Here is an 18,017-nt window from a genome sequence, read left to right on the forward strand (position 1 = left end):
GGTTAGGCCGGGGCGGGCGGCCTGAGCAGCAGGGCGGCCTCACCGGCGAGCAGCAGCAGCCAGAGCGTGCCGCCGGTGCCGCCGATCAGCCACTCGTTCGTGATCATCGTGAACAACGCGCCGGGGAGCAGCACGACGAGCCAGGCGTCGGCGTCCCGGCGGCGCCGCCACACGTTCCACAGCAGCAGGCCGAGGCCGGTGAGGAAGGCGGCGACGCCGACCACGCCGGCCTTGCGCAGCGCCGCGAGCGGCGCGTTGTCGACGGTCAGCTTGATGTCCGCGCCGCTGCTGGCCCGGTACACGGTGGCGCGCGCGTCCCGGGTGTTGCCGAGCAGCTTCCCGGTGAGGCTGTCGTGCCGCCAGTCGGCCTCCACCTGCCGCCAGGTCTCGACCCGGCCGCTGCTGACCCCGGCGTCGTCGCCGTAGCGCTCCTTGATCAGGAACGACGGGCCGTTGGCCAGCAGCACCAGGGCGAGGGCGGCGGCGGGGATGAGGGCCTGGCGCCGGCCGTACCAGACGAACACCAGCGTCGACGTCAGCAGCAGGAGAAAGCCCGTGCGGGAGTCACTGGTGCACAGGATCAGCGCGGCCGTCGCGACCGATCCGATGCGCTGCCACGCCGCCAGCCCCGCGTCGGCGCCGATCCGGATCGCGGCGAGGGCGGCGATGCACGCCATCGCGTTCGGGTGGTCCAGCAGCCAGGACGCGCCCCAGAACCGGTACTCGAAGCCCCGCCCCCACGGGGTGTCCGGCACGACGTGCGGCGACGTGAACAGATTGCCGGAGCCCGCCAGCAGCAGCACCGCGACCGTGCCCAGGAACGCGACCGCGATCCCGAGCGTGAGCCGCGCGAACGATCCCCGGAAGGCGAAAACAGCAAGTACGACAAGTCCGAAATATCCGGTGTAAGCGACCCGTTGCAGTGCGATCTCGGGCTTCATGACGAGCACCGCGCCGAGCGCGCCGATGACCAGGTAGGAGACGCCGAGCCAGGCCGCCCCGGACCGCAGCGCCACCGGTGAGAACGGCCGGCACCAGAAGAGGAACAGCACACCCGACAGCAGCAGCAAGGTCCAGGTGACTGCGCCGGTGTTGGTGTACGTCCAGCTCAGCACCCCCTGGAAGGCGAAAACCCCGCCGAGCACCAGCCCTCGCGGATCCGCGGCGGGGGCCAGGGACACGGTGAGCACCCCGACGGCGCCCGCGAGCAGCCCGGCCAGCAGCGCCAGGGCGGCGTCGCGGTAGCTGTCGTCGACGACCAGCTCGACCGCGCCGGCGAGCAGCCCGACGGCCACGATCCCGGCGACCGCCCAGCCGGCCCGGGCGGTCATCTCAGGACGCTGCGGTAGACGTCGATCAGTCGCTGGATGAGCACGTCCGGGGCGAAGTGCTCCTCGTATCGCCGCCGCGCGGCGGCCGCCAGCCCGGGGGCCTCTCCGTGCGCCTTCGCCAGCCCGGCGGCGAGCGCGTCGGGGACGGGCTCGACGACCCAGCCCGCGTCGCCGGCGAGGAACGGCAGCCCACCCCGGTCGGTGACCAGCACCGGCCGGCCGGCGCACAACGCCTCGAGCACGATGGTCGGCAGCACGTCATGCCAGGTGGAGGCGGCGATCACGCACGCTGCGGCACCGATCTGCGCCCTCACCTCGGCGTTGGGAATGACCCCCAAATACGAAATGTCGGATCTGTCCGCAGCGGCAGCCTCAGCGAGTGGGCGCAGCGGACCGTCGCCGATGATCCGCAGCGGGCCCAAGGCGCCGTCCGGGTGCTGCCGCCATGCGTCCAGGAGCAGCTCGAGGCCCTTCTCCGGGGAGAGCCGCGCCGCATAGACGAAGCCTTCGCCGACGCCGGGAGCGGCACCCGTGTCCGGGATGCCGTTGGGCTTGACGGTGATCCGTTCGCCAGGGATGCCGAAGTCGCGCAGGTGCTCCGCGATCCGGTCGGTGAGCGCGACGAACCGGTCCACGCCACGCCACGTGCCGCGGTGCACGGCCAGGGTCGCCGCCATGACCGCCGACTGCGCCTTCGAGTCGCGGTAGCAGGCGTGCCGGATCGCCGGCAGCCCGAACGCCTTGCCGCGGCACTCGGTGCAGATGTGCCCGTCGCGGAAGTACAGGCCGGGCGCGCAGACCTGCCGGTAGTTGTGCACGGTGTGCACGACCGGCACGTTGTGCGCGTGTGCGGTCCGCACGACCCAGGGCGACAGCAGCGGATAGGCGTTGTGCAGGTGCAGCACATCCGGCTTTTCCGCTTTTATCAGCTTTTCCAGGGCATGCTGTGACTCGCCGTTGCGGATCGGTGACAGCGGCAGCAGCACCTTCCGCGCGGTGGAGAACGTGCCGATCTCGTCCGAGCTGCGCAGGAACGGCAGCACGGACACCCCGGCCGTGGACAGTTGCGCGATCTCGGCGTCGACGATGACGTTCTCACCGGACGGTGCGCCGGACGCGTAGCGATTGTGCGCGACAACGACCTTCATGACGGCAAAAGCGTACTTGAGGCAGACTGTACAAGTGCCCGAGCTTCCCGAGGTCGAAGCGCTCGCTGCGTTCCTCCGCGACCGCGCCGTCGGCCACACCGTCGAACGCGTCGAGGTTTCCTCGCTCAGCGCGTTGAAGACCTTCGACCCGCCGGTGAGCGCCGCCGCCGGCCTGCCGCTGACCGGAGCGTCCCGGCACGGCAAGTTCCTCGACATCCACGTGGGCGACGACCTGCACCTGGTCACACACCTGGCCCGCGCCGGCTGGCTGCACTACCGCGAGACGTTCAACGCCAAGACCCCGCTGAAGCCAGGCTCCGGCCCGATCGCGGTGCGGGTGCGGCTGGACGACGAGTCGGGCTTCGACCTGACCGAGGCCGGCACCAAGAAGAGCCTCGCCGCCTACTTCGTCACCGACCCTCGGCTCGTCCCCGGCATCGCCCGGCTGGGCCCGGACGTCCTCGCCGTCACCACCGACGAGTTCGCCGCCGCGATCCGCAGCCGCAAAGGCCAGATCAAGGGCGTCCTCACCGACCAGACGGTGATCGCGGGCGTCGGCAACGCGTATTCGGACGAGATCCTGCACGCCGCCAAGATGTCCCCGTTCGCGCTGACCAACCGCATCACCGACGAGACGATGGCGACGCTGCACGCCGCGACCAGGGCCGTCCTCTCCGACGCCGTCGCGCGCTCCGTCGGGCAGAAGGCGGCGACGCTGAAGTCCGAGAAGCGCTCCGGCCTCGCCGTGCACGCCCGCACCGGCCTGCCCTGCCCGGTCTGCGGCGACACGGTCCGGGAGGTCTCGTTCGCGGACACGTCGCTGCAGTACTGCCCGACCTGCCAGACCGGCGGCAAACCCCTGGCGGACCGGCGGCTGTCGAAGCTCGTACGCTGACGCGGTGCGCCGAGCCTTCCTGATCGCATTCGTTGGTTTCTTCCTGCTCGGCGCGGCATGGGCGCTCGCCCTGCCGGTCAACGGCACCTACGACGAGAAGCAGCACCTCGTGCGGGCGTGGGCGGTGTGGACCGGCCAGTGGCTGCCGCACGACCGCGCCCTGGACGCCAGCGGCATCGAGACCAACGCGTTCACCGGCCCGCGCAGCCTGGTGCCGGCCAACGCGGACTGCACCCACATCGACAAGCCCGCGTACAAGCCGGCGTCCTGCCTCACGCCCACCGCGGACCGCACCGAGACGCTGGTGCCGAGCGCCGCTGCCCGCTACAGCCCCGTCTACTACGCGCTGGTGGGCCTGCCGCTGCGGATCTCCCCCGACGGCACCGGGCTGATCTGGGCGCGGCTGCTGTCGGCGGCCCTGTCGGCGCTGCTGCTCGCCGCCGCGTTCACCCTCGCTGGGTCCGGCCTGCTCCGGGTCGCGGTGGTGCTCGCCGCGACGCCGATGGTCATGAACCTCGACGGTGCGCTCAACCCCAACGGCATGGAGATCAGCGCCGCGGTGCTGCTCTACGTCGCCGTGCTGCGCCGCCATTGGGCCGCGGCGGGCGTGTCGGCGGCGCTGCTGCTGACGATCCGGGACCTGGGTCCCTTCTTCGCCGCAGCGGTGCTGGCCGTGTCGCTGTTCGTGACCGGCACCTGGATCAGATCCCGGGTGTTCTGGCTGCCGTTCGCCGGCGGCGCCGCCTTCGCGGTCTTCTGGTCCCTCTTCGCGTCCCGGGACCAGGCCGTCGACCCGGGCCGGCCCATCGCGGCCACGACCAGCGGTGCGATCCTGCGCGACATCGCCGACAACCGCGCCGAGTTCTGGGTGCGGCAGATCATCGGCCAGTTCGGCTACGGCGAGACGCAGGTCTCCATCGGGCTGGTCGGGCTCTGGTACCTGCTGGCGGCGGCCCTCGTCGTGCCCGCGCTGTGGTTCGGCACCACCCGGCTGCGCATCGCCATCGTGGCGGTCGGGGTGACCTCCGCGGTCATGCTGCTCGCCCTGGAGCTGTACTTCGCGCCGAAGGTCGGCCACTTCGCGCACGGCCGCTACGTCATGCCGCTCGGCGTCGGGGTGGTGCTCCTCGCGGGGACAGCGGATCGCTACGCAGCGTGGCTGTCGGCCCGGGGCTGGCTCGACCGGCTGGCCGTCGTCCTCGTCGCCGTCACGGTCCCGCTCGACCTGTACGCCCTGGCCCGGGTGATGACCCGCTTCCAGCGCGGGATCAGCGCGGGGCTGAACCCGTTCGGGGGGACGTGGCAGCCGCCGCTCGGCAGCGCCATCCCGCTTCTGGCGTGTTTGGTAGGTGGTGCGCTACTGGCGGTGATTGTCACGCGGAGTTCTGTCCGGCCCACGCCAGTGCACTCGACAGCCAACACGTTGAGCAACTAGTCTCGGCCGGTCGTCGTCGGTTGCCCAAGCCAACATGGGACACTTCTCGCGTGCGATTGGGTGTCCTTGTCGTCGGCGACCACAACCCACCCGGTCGAGCAGTTGAGCGCCCTGATCCCCGGATCGTGGTGCGAGAGGACACACTCAGGTGACCGCTAGTCTCCAACGTCCGGCCACCCCGCCGAGCCGGAGATCGACCTTGGGTGAGCTTGACAGCTTCGAGATTCTTCCCGAGCACGCGCTCACCTCGCTCGGCCCCAACGGCGTGCCGCGCTCCGGCTGGCAACGCGCCCGGCGGGCGTCCCGCTGGCACCGCCCCTATGCGGCGATCCTGCTGCTGCTGGACACCAGTGCCTGCGTCCTGGCCAGCGTCACCGCGCGGACGTTCCTCGACACCAAGACCAATGAGGTCTTCGAGAAGAACCCCGGCCTGTTCACCCTGATCACGTTCGGGCTGCTGCCGGCCGTGTGGCTGCTCGTCCTGTGGGGTCACGGCGCCTACGACCGCCGCTACCTCGGCACCGGCACCGACGAGTTCAAGCGGGTCGTCCGCGCCTCGTGGACGGTCGTGGCGATCGTCGCGTTCGCCGCGTTCTCGACCAAGACCCAGATCTCCCGCACGTCCGTCGGCGCGGCCCTGGTGGGTGGCCTGCTCTACGTGCTGGTCCTGCGATATCTCGCCCGGCGCGGCCTGCAGTACGTCCGGACCAGGTTCAACCTCGCGACCCACAGGATGCTGCTCGTCGGCACCCTGCAGGAGGCGCTCGAGGTGCACCAGACCATCGCCCGCGACCCGGCGGCCGGACTCGTGCCGGTGGGCATCCACCTCATCGAGGGCTACTCGCCCCACCCGAGCACCGTCACCCCGGTGCCCGTGCACGCCGGCCGCGACATCCTGTCCCTCGTGCGGGAGCTCAACGCCGACACGATCGCCGTCTGCGGCTCCGCCAGCGCCGAGCCCGTCGAGCTGCGCCGCCTCGCGTGGCAGCTGGAGGGCACCGGCATCGATCTCGCCGTCGCTCCCCAGCTCACCGACATCGCCGGCCCGCGCGTGCACATCCGGCCGATCGAGGGCATCCCGCTGCTCTACGTCGAGGAGCCGAAGCTCTCCGGCCTCGGCTGGCTGTTCAAGAACGTGATCGACCGGGTCTTCGCGCTGATCGCGCTGCTGATCGTGCTGCCGTTCTTCCCGATCGTGGCGATCGCCATCAAGCTGTCCGACCCCGGGCCGATCTTCTTCCGCCAGCCCCGGATCGGTCGCGAAGGCAAGATGTTCAAGGTCTGGAAGCTGCGGACCATGTACATCGACGCCGAGGAGCGCCAGGCCACCCTCGACGAGCAGAACGAGAGCGACGGCCTGCTCTTCAAGATGAAGAACGACCCGCGGGTCTTCAAGGTCGGCAAGTGGCTGCGGGCCACCTCCATCGACGAGCTGCCGCAGATCCTCAACGTCCTCGCCGGCGAGATGTCCCTGGTCGGCCCCCGCCCGCTGCCCGCCGACGACGGCGACTTCCTCGGCGACGTCCGCCGCCGCCTGCTGGTCCGCCCCGGCATCACCGGCCTGTGGCAGGTCAGCGGACGCAGCGACCTGTCCTGGGACGACGCGGTCCGCCTCGACCTGTACTACGTCGACAACTGGTCCCTGGTGCTCGACCTGCACACCCTGTGGCGCACCATCGGCGTCGTCGTCTTCCGCAAGGGCGCCTACTGACCGTCTTGAGTGCTGCCGGCTACGGGAGTCTTCCGCAAGGACGGCTGCTGACCGCAGGATGAGCGCGTGGGTGGAAACCTCGCCGCTGGGATCGCGGTCATCGGGCTGGCGGTCGCGCTCGCCGTCGCCGTGTGGGCCGTCATCCGGCTGCGGTCGCGGCGGGCGATCGCGACCGCCGCGCAGCGGGCCACCTACGACGTCCTGCACATCGCCGCCCTCGCCGCCGAGCCGCTGCGCAACGGCCTGACCGACACCGCCGCCGGCAAGGCCGTCCGGCACCTGCGAACCCTGACCGGCGCGGCCGGGATCGCGGTCACCGACGCGACCAGGGTCCTGGCGTTCGACGGCGCCGGCGAGCACCACCGGGAGCAGGTCGCCGGCGCCGCCGCGAAGGCCGTCGTCGCCGGCCGCTCCACCGTCCTCGGCGGCGAGGAACTGCCCTGCGACCTCGTCGACTGCCCGGTCCGCGGCGCCGTCGTCGTCCCGCTCGCCCAGCGCGAAGGCGCCCTGGTCGCCCTGTCCGACGGCCCGCCTGCGCCCGGCCTCGTGCAGGCCACCGCGGAGACCGCGCGCTGGGTCGGCACGCAACTCGCCCTCGCCGAGCTCGACACGTCCCGGGCCCGTCTGGCCCGCGCCGAGGTCCGGGCGCTGCGGGCGCAGATCAGCCCGCACTTCATCTACAACGCGCTGACCGCGATCGCGAGCTTCGTGCGGACCGACCCCGAGCTGGCCCGGGAGCTGATCCTGGAGTTCGCCGAATTCACCCGGTACTCGTTCCGCGCGCACGGGGAGTTCACCACGCTCGCCGAGGAGCTGCGGTCCATCGACCGGTACCTGACCATCGAACGTGCCCGGTTCGGCGAGCGGTTGCAGGTCCGGCTGCAGATCGCCCCCGAGGTGCTGCCGGTGACGCTGCCGTTCCTGTGCCTGCAGCCGCTGGTCGAGAACGCGGTCCGGCACGGCTTGTCCCGAAAGCCCGGGATGGGCACGATCAGCATCGTGGCCCGGGACGCCGGCGCCGAATGTCACATCACCGTCGAGGACGACGGGGTGGGGATGGACCCCGCCGTGCTGCTCAGCGCCGACGACACCACCGACGCCGGGCAGCACGTCGGGTTGCGCAACGTCGACGAGCGGCTACGGTCGGTTTTTGGCGACGGGTTCGGGGTCGTGGTCGAGACCGCTCCCGACGCCGGCACCAAGGTGAGCATGCGGGTCCCGAAGTTCCATCCAGGCGTGCGGAGCAGCCAATGAATTCGAGTGCGGGCAAGAGCCTCACGGGGCAGATCGTGCAGGAGCACGCAGCGCAGACCGGGTTCCTGCGCGTCCTCGCGGTTGATGACGAGGTCCCGGCGCTCGACGAGCTGGCATACCTGCTGCGCGCCGACCCCCGCGTCGGACGGCTGCACACCGCGGGCGACGCGACCGAGGCGCTGCGCGTCCTGCGCGACGTCGACGTCGACGCCGTCTTCCTCGACATCCGCATGCCCGGCCTCGACGGGATGGAGCTGGCCAGGGTCCTGGGCCGGTTCGCGAAGCCGCCCGCGGTGGTGTTCGTGACCGCATACGACGACCGCGCCGCCGAGGCGTTCGACCTCGGTGTCGCCGACTACGTGCGCAAACCGGTCCGCGCCGATCGGATCGCCGAGTCGCTGCGCCGGGTCCTGGCCACCCGGCTCGTCCCGACCCACCCCGCGGTCGCCGGCCGCCGCGACCGGCAGGACGACCCGACCATCCCGGTGGAGCTGGCCGGCACCACCAGGATGCTGCCCCGGTCCTCGGTGCGCTGGGTCGAGGCGCAGGGCGACTACGCCCGGCTGCACACCGCCGACGCCTCCCACCTCGTGCGGGTGTCCCTGGCGACGCTCGCCGAACGGTGGGCCGACGCGGGGTTCGTGCGGGTCCACCGCTCGTTCCTGGTCCAGCTGAAGCTCATTACCGAGCTGCGGATGACCAACACCGGATATGTGGTGGTGATCGACGACCACGAACTGCCGGTGAGCCGCCGGCACACCCGCGAGCTCAAGGACCGGCTCGTCCGCGCCGCCAAATCCTGGTCCTGAGGTCTTCACGACTTCCACACATCACGCACCGTTGCCCCTCGCATCTACCCAATACGCTGCTGGCATGAACGCAGGCGGGAACGGGGAGCGGCGAAGGGTTCTCGTCGTCGACGACGAGCGGATGATCGCGGAGTCGATCTCGGCCCGGCTGCGCGCCGAGGGGTTCGCCGTTGATCAGGCACACGACGGCCCTTCCGCCGTCGCCGCCGCCCGGCTGCTGAAGCCGGACCTGGTGGTGCTCGATGTGATGCTGCCCGGCTTCGACGGCCTCGAGGTCTGCCGGCGCATCCAGGCGGAGCGACCCGTCGCCGTCCTCATGCTCACCGCCCGTGACGACGAGACCGACATGCTCGTCGGGTTGGCGGTCGGCGCCGACGACTACCTCACCAAACCGTTCTCGATGCGTGAGCTCGCCGCCCGCGTCCATGTGCTGCTGCGGCGCCTGGAACGGCTCGCGCAGGCCCAGCCGGAGCCGGACGCCGCGCCGATCGTCCTCGGCGACCTCGAGATCAACCGGGCACAGCGGCGGGTCAGCCGGGCCGGCGTCGAGGCGCACCTGACCCCGACCGAGTTCGACCTCCTGGTCAACCTGGCGACCCGGCCCCGGACGGTGCTGCCCCGGGAGCGGCTCCTCGCCGAGGTGTGGGGCTGGGCCGACGCGTCCGGGACCCGCACCGTCGACAGCCACATCAAGGCGCTGCGCCGCAAGCTCGGTTCCGACCTGATCAGGACCGTTCACGGGGTCGGGTACGCGCTGGAGACCACATGAAGAACTTCCTGGACCTGCTGCCCCGCCCGCTCGACCCGCTGCGCTCGATCAAGCTCAAGCTCGCCGTCCTGCTCGTCGCGTCGGCCGGCGCCGGCCTCGGCGTCTTCTGGATCGGCATCGGCTGGATCCCGCCGACGACGACGGAGATCGCGCTGACCGTCGGGCTGCTCACCTCCCAGGTCCTGGCCCGCGGCGTGACCTCGCCGCTGCGGGACATGACCGCCGCCGCGCAGGCGATGTCCCGCGGCGACTACTCCGCCCGGGTCCGGGCCACCTCGAAGGACGAGGTCGGGCAGCTGGCCGTCGCGTTCAACCAGATGGCCGCCGAGCTCGCCGCCGCCGACCAGCAGCGCCGCGAACTGATCGCCAACGTCTCCCACGAGCTGCGCACCCCGATCTCCGCCGTGCAGGCGGTCCTGGAGAACGTCGTCGACGGCGTCGTCCAGCCCGACCAGGCGACGCTGCGCACCGCCCTCGCCCAGACCGAACGCCTCGGCCGGCTGGTCACCGAGCTGCTCGACCTGTCCCGCCTCGACGCCGGCGTGATCCCCCTGGACCGGGAGGACTTCCGCATCGAGGACCTGCTCATCGAAGTCGTCGCCGAGGCCGAGGTCAAGGCCTCCGCGGCCGGTTACAAGGTTGAATACCTGTCCTGCGCCTTCCCGGAGAACGCCCTGGTCAGCGCCGACCGGGCGCGGCTGCACCACGTCCTGACCAACCTGGTCGACAACGCCACCCGGCACAGCCCCGACGGCGGGACCGTCACCATCATCGGCCGCCGCGACGGTGACCGGGTGATGATCGAGGTCGCCGACGAGGGGCCCGGCATCCCGCACGCCGAACGCGAGCGGGTGTTCGAGCGGTTCACCCGCGGCGCCCGCGCCTCCGGCGGCGGCACCGGCCTCGGGCTGGCGATCGCGCAGTGGTTCATCCAGCTGCACAACGGCACGATCGCGGTCATCGAGCAGCCGGATGGCATGGCAGGATGTCGCATCCGGGTCACCCTGCCCGTCTGATCAACACGTCTTCTTGAGTACGTGTCCGGCACTCCGCCGGACGCGCGGTTCCTCTTACCCCGGAGTCCGACATGTCGACACCGACCCACGAACCGCCCGACGGGCCGTCGGCGCCAGTAACGCCGGGTGAGCCGGAGAGCCCGAGCGCTCAGTCTTCGCCGCACCCCGACGCTTCGCAAGGCCACGAGCCCGAGTCGCCGGCCGGGTCCCCAGCCGAATCCGGCCCGGCCCAGCCCGCCCTGCCGGCCCAGTCCACCGGGCCCGCGCAGCCGCACAACGCGCCGACGCCGCCGAACGGTGCGACGCAGCCGACGCAGCCGACCCAGCCGAACCTGTGGAAGCCGCCGCAGCAGCAGCAGGTGCAACCGCCGCGCCCGCCGCAGCCGGGGCACCCGGTGCAGGGGCAGGCCAGGCCGCCGCAGGGAGCCCTCGTCGCCACGCCCCCGCCGCCGATCCACCCGCAGCAGCTGGGGCCCAACCCGGCGCTGATCAGCCCGGTCCGCCTCGGCCCGCCGAACCCGACGCTGTTCCAGCAGCGCTGGCCGCAGCGCAGCATCGCCGCCGGTCCGGAGGTGCTCATCGGCGCCCTGGTCGCCGCGGTCATCGCGGCCGCCGCGCTGCCGCTGGACCGGCCCGGGCTCGGCTGGCCGATCGCCGGCCTTGGGCTCGTCGGCGCACTGCTCGTCGTGATCCTGCGGATGGACCCGAAGCAGCGGGGCACCAGCGTGATCGAGGCGGCAAGCTGGAGTGTCGCCACCGTCGCACTGCTGTCGGTCGGGGTGTTCCGGGCCGCCGGTTGGCTGTTCGCGCTCTGCGTCCTTGCCGCGTTCGCCAGCGTCGCGCTCTCCGTCGGCGCGGGGCGGCGGGTCCCGGCCGTCTTCATGGCGGTGCTGAACCTGCCGATCGCCGGGTTCCGGTCGCTGCCGTGGGTCCGCTGGGGCCTCGTCCGGGCCCGGGCCGCGGAGGGCGCGTCCAGCACGATGCGGGTCCTCGGCTCGGTCGGGCTGGGCGCTCTGCTGCTCGTGGTGTTCGGGGCCCTGTTCGCCAGCGCCGACGCCGCGTTCGACCACATCGTGCAGACGATCCTGCCGGACCTGTCCCTGGCGACGCCGTTCCGGTGGGCGTTCGTCGGCGCGATCTTCGGGTTCCTGACGTTCGGTGGGGCGTACCTGCTGCACAGCCCGTCCACCGTCGGCGACGGCAAGCGAGCCCCGGCCCGCACGGTGCGCTGGTACGAGTGGGTCGTCCCGGTCGGTGCCCTCCTCGTGGTCTTCGGCATCTTCGTCGGTGTGCAGATCCCGGTCTTGTTCGGCGACGAGGAATACGTCATGCGCACCGCCGGGCTCACCTTCGCCGAATACGCCCGCAAGGGCTTCTGGCAGCTGCTCGTCGTCACCCTGCTCACGCTGGTGGTGATCGCGGTGGCGGTGCGGAAGGCGGCGCGGGAGACGACCCGCGAGCGGGTGCTGCTGCGCGTGCTGCTCGGGCTGCTGTCCACCGGGGCGCTCGTCGTGGTGGCCTCGGCGTTGTGGCGGATGAACGCATACGAGACGGCGTACGGCTTCAGCCGGCTCCGCGTCCTGGTCAGCGCGTTCGAGCTCTGGCTGGGTGGCGTCATCGTCCTGATCATGATCGCCGGGGTGGTCCCGGTGACCCGGTGGCTGCCCAGGACCGCGGTCGCCCTCTGGGTGATCACGCTGCTGGGCCTCGCGGTGCTGAACCCCGACCGGTTCATCGCCGAGCAGAACGTCGCCCGGTACGCCAACCACAACAACTCCGACATCTGGTACCTGTCGACGCTGTCCGCCGACGCGGCTCCCGCGCTCGACAAGCTGCCGGCGGACGCGCGGGCGTGCGCGCTGTCGCAGATCTCCCGCGACGTCCACGACGCCGACGACTGGCGTGGCTGGAACCTGGGCCGCGCCGAGGCCCGCCGGATCGTGCCGGAGCCCGTCTATGAAGGACGCTTCCCCTGCTACCGGAGTTATCGGTAACCAACCACGCGAGGGGCCGACGTTCAAACGGGGGACGTCGGCCCCTTGCGTTTGTTTCGCACCGGTTGCAAGACTGCGGTCCATGGAGCCACCTGCCCCGCGGGTCCGCGTGGTGCTCGGTGACGTTGCCCGCGGCCGGATCGATCTCGCGCGTACCCGCGCCGAGCTGGAGGAGCAGAGCCCGGTCGGCGAGGCGCTCGCCCGTGGCCTGGTCCGGGCGCAGCTGGCGGTCGCGATCCGGCTCGCCGCGGTCGTCGCGGTCGCGCTCGGCGGCCTGCCGCTGCTGTTCGCCGCCGCACCGGCGCTCGGCCGGGCGCACCTGTTCGGGGTGTCGGTGCCGTGGCTGCTGCTCGGGGTCGCCGCCTATCCGTTCCTGTTCATCGTCGGTTACGGCTACGTGCGCCTCGCCGAGCGCAACGAGCAGGAGTTCGTCGCGCTGGTCGAGGACAGGTCCCACCAGCAGTCATGAGCGGCCAGCGAAGCGTCTCGGGCCGCTCATCAGGAGCGCAGGTTTGGCTCAGGCCGACGCCGGAGGCGGCGGAATGAGCGATTACGCTCTTCCGGCGGTCATCGCGGTCACCCTCGTCACCGTCGCCATCGGCATCTACGGGCTCCGGTTCGCGCGCACCACCTCGGACTTCCTCGTCGCGTCCAGGATGGTCAGCCCGACCTGGAACGCGGCCGCGATCAGTGGCGAATACCTGTCGGCGGCCAGCTTCCTCGGCGTCGCCGGGCTCGTGCTCAAACACGGCGTCGACGTGCTCTGGTATCCGGTCGGGTTCGCCGCCGGTTACCTGGCGCTGCTGCTGTTCGTCGCCGCGCCGCTGCGCCGCTCCGGCGCGTTCACCCTGCCGGACTTCTGCGAGGTCAGGCTCCGCTCGAAACGGCTGCGGAAGCTCGCGACCGCGTTCGTCATGTTCATCGGCTGGCTCTACCTCGTGCCGCAGCTGCAGGGCGCCGGGCTGACGCTGCAGACGGTGACGGGTGCCCCGTACGCGCTCGGTGCGCTGCTCGTCGGCGTCGTCGTCACCCTCAACGTGGCGCTCGGCGGGATGCGCTCCATCACGTTCGTGCAGGCGTTCCAGTACTGGCTGAAACTCACCGCCCTCGCCGTGCCGGTCATCTTCCTGCTCATGCAGTGGCAGTCCGCCGGCCGTCCCGCGCTGACCGCCCCCGACGGCCCGACGTTCCCGGTCGCGACGACGGTCACCATTGACCACGCCACCCGCCTGACCGTCACGACGCAGACCCTCGTCATCGCGCACGGCCGGCTCGACGGGTCCGCGGTCGACGGGTCCGTGCTGCTCACGGTCGGCGAGCACGTCGCGGACGCCGACACCGCCCTGGAATTCCAGGCCGACGCGGTGGTACCGAAGGTCGCCGCCGTGTCCGACGAATCTCCGACGGACTGGTTGCTGCCCGGCGACCACTCCCAGGGCCTGTTCGCGACCTACTCGCTGATCCTCGCCACGTTCCTGGGCACGATGGGGTTGCCGCACGTCCTGGTCCGCTTCTACACGAACGCCGACGGCGCCGCCGCCCGGCGCACCACCCTGGTCGTCCTGGGGCTCGTCGGCGTCTTCTATCTCACCCCCACCCTGTACGGCGTGCTCGGTCGTGTGTACACACCGCAACTGCTGATGACCGGCAACACCGACGCGGTGGTGCTCCTGCTGCCGTCGGCGGCGCTCGGCGGCGGCCTCACCGGCCAGCTGCTCAGCGCGCTCGTCGCCGCCGGCGCGTTCGCGGCGTTCCTGTCCGCGTCGTCGGGGCTGCTCACCAGCGTCGCCGGGGTCCTGTCCACCGACGTGCTCGGGCACGGCTCCGTGCGTGACTTCCGCCGCTCCGCGCTGGTCGCCGGGATCGTGCCGCTGCTGCTCGCCCTGTTCGTCGCGAGCCTCGACGTGTCCCAGGTCGTCGGGCTGGCGTTCGCCGTCGCCGCGTCCAGCTTCTGCCCGTTGCTGGTCCTCGGCATCTGGTGGCGCGGCCTGACCGCGATCGGCGCGGCGGCCGGCATCGTCGCCGGCGGCGGCGCGGCCGTGTCGGCGGTCCTGCTCACCGTCCTCGGCGGTCCGCTGCCCGGCTGGGCCGGCGTCCTGACCACCCAGCCCGCCGCGTGGAGCGTGCCGCTGGCGTTCCTCGTCATGATCTCGGTGTCGCTGCTCACCCGGCACCGCTTGCCGAAGAACCTTGGAGCGATCATGCTTCGCCTGCACGCGCCGGACGCGCTGCGGATGTGAGCGCAGTGAGCGGGCCGCGGCGGAGTGAGGACCTGCGAACCAGAGATACAGGGTGGGGAGCTCAGGCCGACGCCGGAGCGCAGCGGAGGGGGCGGCCTGAGTGATGCGGGAGATGCGCAGTGATGCGGGGGATGCGGGGGATGCGGGCGTGACCTACGGTCGAACTGTGACGGACAGCGGCCCCGGCTCCGCCCTCGCGCTGCGGGGGCTCGCCAAACGCTTCGACGAGAAGATCGCGGTCGCTGGCGTCGACCTCGACGTGCCGATCGGGTCGTTCTTCGGCCTCCTCGGCCCCAACGGCGCCGGCAAGACGACCTCGCTGTCCATGGCGGTCGGGCTGCTGCGCCCGGACGCCGGGCGCGCGTATGTCCTCGGCCACGACGTCTGGTCCGACCCGGTCGAGGCGAAACGCCGGCTCGGGGCGCTGACCGACTCGGCCCGCATGTTCGACCGGCTCACCGGCAGCGAGCTGCTCGCGTATACCGGCCTGCTGCGCGGCCTGCCGCAGGACGTCATCGACGCCCGCGCCGCGGAGCTGCTCGACGTGCTCGGCCTCGCCGAAGCGGGCCGGACCCTCGTCGTGGACTACTCCGCCGGCATGAAGAAGAAGATCGGCCTGGCCTGCGCGCTGCTGCACGCGCCGCGGCTGCTGGTCCTCGACGAGCCGTTCGAGGCCGTCGACCCCGTCTCGGGCGCGCTGATCCGCGACATCCTCTTCCGGTATGTGCGCAACGGCGGCACAGTCATCTTCTCCAGCCACGTGATGGAGGTCGTCGAGCGGCTCTGCACGCACATCGCGATCCTCGCCGACGGCCAGATCAAGGTCGTCGGCACGACCGACGAGGTGAAGGGCGGGCGGGAGCTCGAGGACGTCTTCGTCGACGTCGTCGGAGGGCGGGTCGCGACCGGCGCGGAGCTGTCGTGGCTGTGACCCCGCAGCCGCCCGTCCCGGGCGAACCACCGCACATCCCCGCGCAACGCCCGGCCGCCGCTCCTCCGGCCGCCGTCCCCTCGGCCGCCGTCCTTTCGCCGGCGGGGGCCGACGGCGACGGGATCTTCGCGCCGCGACCCGAGCCGATCCGCGGCGGCGAGCCGAAGGTCAGCTACTTCGTCCGGTTGAAACTGCGGATCCTGCGCAACGCGATGCGGGGCAAGACGTCGCGCATCCTGCTGTTCATCCTCGGCATCTTCTTCGGCCTGTGGGCCGCGTTCATCGGGTTCAGCGCCTTCGCCGGCAGCAGCGTCGCCGGCGACGAGCTACGGCCGACCCTCGCCGCGTTCGCCGGCACCGCCCTGGTCATGGCCTGGGTGCTGGTGCCGCTGCTGTTCTTCGGCGTCGACGAGACCCTCGACCCGGCGAGGTTCTCGCTGCTGCCGGTGCCCCGCCGCACGCTCGTGCTCGGCATGCTCGCCGCCGCCTTCGTCGGCATCCCGCCCGCCGTCACGCTGCTCGCCGCGCTCGGCTCCACCATCGGCGCGGTCATCAAGGGCGGCGTCGCGGCCGGTGTGGTCGCCGTCCTCGGCGCCGCGGTCGGCCTCGCCGTCTGCGTCGCCGCGAGCCGCGCCGTCACCAGCGCCTTCGCCCGGATGCTGCGCTCCCGGAAGGTCCGCGACCTGGCGGCGCTGCTGATCGCCCTCGCCGGCATCTCCTGCAACCCGGTCTTCCAGCTGGTCTTCGCCCTGGTCGAGAACGGTGAATCGAAGCAGGCCACGACGATCGCCGGCGTCCTGTCGTGGACGCCGCTCGCCGCGCCGTTCGTCGCCTACGTCGACGCCATCGACGGCAACTGGCACCTGGTCGTCGCCCGCCTCGCGATCGGGGTCGCCGGGGTCGCCGCACTGCTGTGGTGGTGGCTGCAGACGATCGAGTCCGCAATGCTCGGCACCGCGTCGACCGGCGCGGCGAAGAAGGCGAAGGCCGTCGACGGCAAGCCGGTGCGCGCGTTCCTGCCCGCCGTCCTGCGGTCCCTGCCGGTCGGCCGGTTCACCGGACTCGTCGGCCGGGAGCTGCGCTACTGGTTCCGGGACCCACGCCGCCGCGCCAGCCTCATCTCGCTGCTCGCCGCGTCCGTGGTCATCCCGTTCGCGTTCACGTTCGGCTTCGGCACCGGCTCCAGCGCCGAGGAGCAGGAGGCCGCCCGGCAGGGCGCCGGGTTCAGTGACGGTGCCCTCGTGTTCTCGCTGCTGATCGCGGGCGCGTTCGTCGGGCTGGTCCTGGTCAACCAGTTCGGCAACGACGGCACCGCCTATGCGCTGCACATGCTCACCAACGTGCCGGGCCAGGTCGAGCTCGCGGCCCGTGCCATCGGCGTCGGCATCCTCACCTTCCCGCTGCTGGCCGCCGGCACCATTGCCGTGTCGGTGCTCAGCGACCACACCGCGCAGTTACCCGCCGCGCTCGGCGTCGGCCTGTGCGCGTTCGGCATCTCGGTCGGCACCGCCGGGATCACGTCGGTGCTCGCGCCGTATCCGATGCCCGACTCCGCGAACCCGTTCGCGATGAACACCGGCCAGGGCAGCGCCAAGAGCATGCTGTCCTTCGTCAGCATGTTCGTCACGTGGATCCTCGCGTCGCCGCTGATGATCGGGTATGTCCTGCTGCCCGACCACCTGCAGTGGATCCTGCTGCCCAGCGGCCTGGTCTGGGGTTTCGCCCTGGCCTGGCTCGGCACCCGGCTCGCCGGGCACCTGCTGGAGCGGCGCGCCCCGGAGGTCCTCGCCGCCGTCACCCCGAAGCACGGCTGACGCTCAGGCCTCGGCGGGGCGGCGACCGTGTCGGCGCGGGTCGAGCACGTGCGCACTGGCGGCGAAGTCGGGGTAGGGCAGGAAGGTTTGCACACTCCGGTCATACCCGACAATGAACGGGTGAGTATCCACGCCACCGATCCGTTCGCCACACCGGATGACCAGCGCTCGCCGGTGCGGCGCCTGCGCGGGAGGCTGCCGGCCGCCGTGTCGCTGTGGACGGCGGGCGGCGCGGGCGCGGCGGCCGGGCTCACCGTGTCGTCGATGCTCGTCGTCGACGGCGACCCAGGCCGGGTCGTCGGGCTCGTCGACGACGAGAGCGACCTGTGGACGGCGATCGAGGCGACCGGCCGGTTCGCCGTCACGCCGCTCGCCGAGGGGGACAACCAGCTCGCGGAGCGGTTCGCGGGGCTGATGCCGGCACCCGGCGGCCTGTTCGCGACCGGCGAGTGGGACGCCACCGACTGGGGACCCGTCCCGCGCGGCTACCCGTGGGCCGGTTGCGGCCTGGACAGCGCCCGGGAATTCGGCTGGTCGCTGCTCGTCGAGGCGACGATCCAGCGGGTCGAGCTGCCGGCCACGGCGGCGAAGCCGCTGGTCCACCACCGGGGTCGGTACACCTCGATATAAACGCCGGTAAACGGTGTGACCGCTGTCACTCGGCGCACCG

Annotated in this window: 15 protein-coding genes and 1 pseudogene; 13 read left to right on the forward strand and 3 right to left on the reverse strand. The window is 71.8% G+C overall.

The annotated features are described in order from the left end of the window. Positions 1 to 2: 2 nt before the first annotated feature. Together ACFPIJ_RS12650 and ACFPIJ_RS12655 are read right to left on the reverse strand one after the other, a co-directional pair. Complete coding sequence (locus ACFPIJ_RS12650; RefSeq protein WP_380114933.1) at positions 3 to 1,331, reverse strand: O-antigen ligase family protein; 1,329 nt, start codon at positions 1,329 to 1,331, stop codon at positions 3 to 5. After that, on the reverse strand, positions 1,328 to 2,479 hold the full coding sequence (locus ACFPIJ_RS12655; protein WP_380114934.1) for a glycosyltransferase family 4 protein: 1,152 nt from the start codon (positions 2,477 to 2,479) through the stop codon (positions 1,328 to 1,330). Before ACFPIJ_RS12655 ends, ACFPIJ_RS12650 begins: the two co-directional genes overlap by 4 nt. A gap of 34 nt (positions 2,480 to 2,513) precedes the next feature. On the opposite strand from ACFPIJ_RS12655, the gene ACFPIJ_RS12660 reads away from it, so the two are divergent. The 12 genes from ACFPIJ_RS12660 (at position 2,514) to ACFPIJ_RS12715 (ending at position 17,347) form a co-directional block, all read left to right on the forward strand. Beyond that, positions 2,514 to 3,374: an Fpg/Nei family DNA glycosylase gene (locus ACFPIJ_RS12660; RefSeq protein ID WP_380114935.1), complete on the forward strand. Its 861-nt coding sequence runs from the start codon at positions 2,514 to 2,516 to the stop codon at positions 3,372 to 3,374. A gap of 4 nt (positions 3,375 to 3,378) precedes the next feature. Continuing rightward, positions 3,379 to 4,809, forward strand: a complete 1,431-nt coding sequence (locus ACFPIJ_RS12665) for a DUF2142 domain-containing protein (protein WP_380114936.1) — start codon at positions 3,379 to 3,381, stop codon at positions 4,807 to 4,809. A gap of 199 nt (positions 4,810 to 5,008) precedes the next feature. Next, on the forward strand, positions 5,009 to 6,520 hold the full coding sequence (locus ACFPIJ_RS12670; protein ID WP_380114937.1) for a sugar transferase: 1,512 nt from the start codon (positions 5,009 to 5,011) through the stop codon (positions 6,518 to 6,520). Positions 6,521 to 6,586: 66 nt separating this feature from the next. Further along, positions 6,587 to 7,774 (forward strand): sensor histidine kinase, encoded by a 1,188-nt coding sequence (locus tag ACFPIJ_RS12675; protein WP_203848280.1) that lies wholly within the window; start codon positions 6,587 to 6,589, stop codon positions 7,772 to 7,774. Then, positions 7,771 to 8,583: a LytR/AlgR family response regulator transcription factor gene (locus ACFPIJ_RS12680; protein ID WP_380114938.1), complete on the forward strand. Its 813-nt coding sequence runs from the start codon at positions 7,771 to 7,773 to the stop codon at positions 8,581 to 8,583. Before ACFPIJ_RS12675 ends, ACFPIJ_RS12680 begins: the two co-directional genes overlap by 4 nt. A gap of 64 nt (positions 8,584 to 8,647) precedes the next feature. Continuing rightward, positions 8,648 to 9,352 (forward strand): response regulator transcription factor, encoded by a 705-nt coding sequence (locus ACFPIJ_RS12685; RefSeq protein ID WP_203848282.1) that lies wholly within the window; start codon positions 8,648 to 8,650, stop codon positions 9,350 to 9,352. Beyond that, entirely contained in the window at positions 9,349 to 10,368 is a 1,020-nt protein-coding gene (locus ACFPIJ_RS12690) for a HAMP domain-containing sensor histidine kinase (RefSeq protein ID WP_380114939.1), read from the forward strand. The genes ACFPIJ_RS12685 and ACFPIJ_RS12690 overlap by 4 nt, the downstream gene beginning before the upstream one ends. A 71-nt stretch (positions 10,369 to 10,439) precedes the next feature. Then, the gene (locus ACFPIJ_RS12695) at positions 10,440 to 12,362 is read left to right on the forward strand and encodes a DUF4153 domain-containing protein (RefSeq protein ID WP_380114940.1); all 1,923 of its coding nucleotides are present in this window, start codon (positions 10,440 to 10,442) and stop codon (positions 12,360 to 12,362) included. Positions 12,363 to 12,444: 82 nt separating this feature from the next. Next, on the forward strand, positions 12,445 to 12,831 hold the full coding sequence (locus ACFPIJ_RS12700; protein ID WP_380114941.1) for a DUF485 domain-containing protein: 387 nt from the start codon (positions 12,445 to 12,447) through the stop codon (positions 12,829 to 12,831). A 73-nt stretch (positions 12,832 to 12,904) separates the two neighbouring features. Beyond that, a complete protein-coding gene (locus ACFPIJ_RS12705; RefSeq protein ID WP_380114942.1) occupies positions 12,905 to 14,602 on the forward strand; it encodes a sodium/solute symporter in 1,698 nt (565 codons plus the stop codon). 166 nt (positions 14,603 to 14,768) lie between these two features. Continuing rightward, positions 14,769 to 15,533: an ABC transporter ATP-binding protein gene (locus ACFPIJ_RS12710; RefSeq protein ID WP_380114943.1), complete on the forward strand. Its 765-nt coding sequence runs from the start codon at positions 14,769 to 14,771 to the stop codon at positions 15,531 to 15,533. Next, complete coding sequence (locus ACFPIJ_RS12715) at positions 15,524 to 17,347, forward strand: ABC transporter permease (protein WP_380114944.1); 1,824 nt, start codon at positions 15,524 to 15,526, stop codon at positions 17,345 to 17,347. Before ACFPIJ_RS12710 ends, ACFPIJ_RS12715 begins: the two co-directional genes overlap by 10 nt. A gap of 6 nt (positions 17,348 to 17,353) precedes the next feature. On the opposite strand, the pseudogene ACFPIJ_RS12720 reads toward ACFPIJ_RS12715, so the two are convergent. Further along, positions 17,354 to 17,440: pseudogene (locus ACFPIJ_RS12720) on the reverse strand (MSMEG_6728 family protein); the annotation flags it as partial. A gap of 27 nt (positions 17,441 to 17,467) precedes the next feature. Between ACFPIJ_RS12720 and ACFPIJ_RS12725 the strand changes: the two are divergent. Next, complete coding sequence (locus tag ACFPIJ_RS12725) at positions 17,468 to 17,977, forward strand: flavin reductase family protein (protein ID WP_380114945.1); 510 nt, start codon at positions 17,468 to 17,470, stop codon at positions 17,975 to 17,977. Positions 17,978 to 18,017 lie beyond the last annotated feature (40 nt).

The organism is Dactylosporangium cerinum, from assembly GCF_042653625.1.
Classification (GTDB): domain Bacteria; phylum Actinomycetota; class Actinomycetes; order Mycobacteriales; family Micromonosporaceae; genus Dactylosporangium; species Dactylosporangium cerinum.

Bases quoted from the DNA above. Each gene is read 5' to 3' on its own strand.
- ACFPIJ_RS12650 (WP_380114933.1), bottom strand. From the start codon at position 1,331: ATGACCGCCCGGGCCGGCTGGGCGGTCGCCGGGATCGTGGCCGTCGGG.
- ACFPIJ_RS12655 (WP_380114934.1), bottom strand. From the start codon at position 2,479: ATGAAGGTCGTTGTCGCGCACAATCGCTACGCGTCCGGCGCACCGTCC.
- ACFPIJ_RS12680 (WP_380114938.1), top strand. From the start codon at position 7,771: ATGAATTCGAGTGCGGGCAAGAGCCTCACGGGGCAGATCGTGCAGGAG.
- ACFPIJ_RS12685 (WP_203848282.1), top strand. From the start codon at position 8,648: ATGAACGCAGGCGGGAACGGGGAGCGGCGAAGGGTTCTCGTCGTCGAC.
- ACFPIJ_RS12690 (WP_380114939.1), top strand. From the start codon at position 9,349: ATGAAGAACTTCCTGGACCTGCTGCCCCGCCCGCTCGACCCGCTGCGC.
- ACFPIJ_RS12695 (WP_380114940.1), top strand. From the start codon at position 10,440: ATGTCGACACCGACCCACGAACCGCCCGACGGGCCGTCGGCGCCAGTA.
- ACFPIJ_RS12700 (WP_380114941.1), top strand. From the start codon at position 12,445: ATGGAGCCACCTGCCCCGCGGGTCCGCGTGGTGCTCGGTGACGTTGCC.
- ACFPIJ_RS12705 (WP_380114942.1), top strand. From the start codon at position 12,905: ATGAGCGATTACGCTCTTCCGGCGGTCATCGCGGTCACCCTCGTCACC.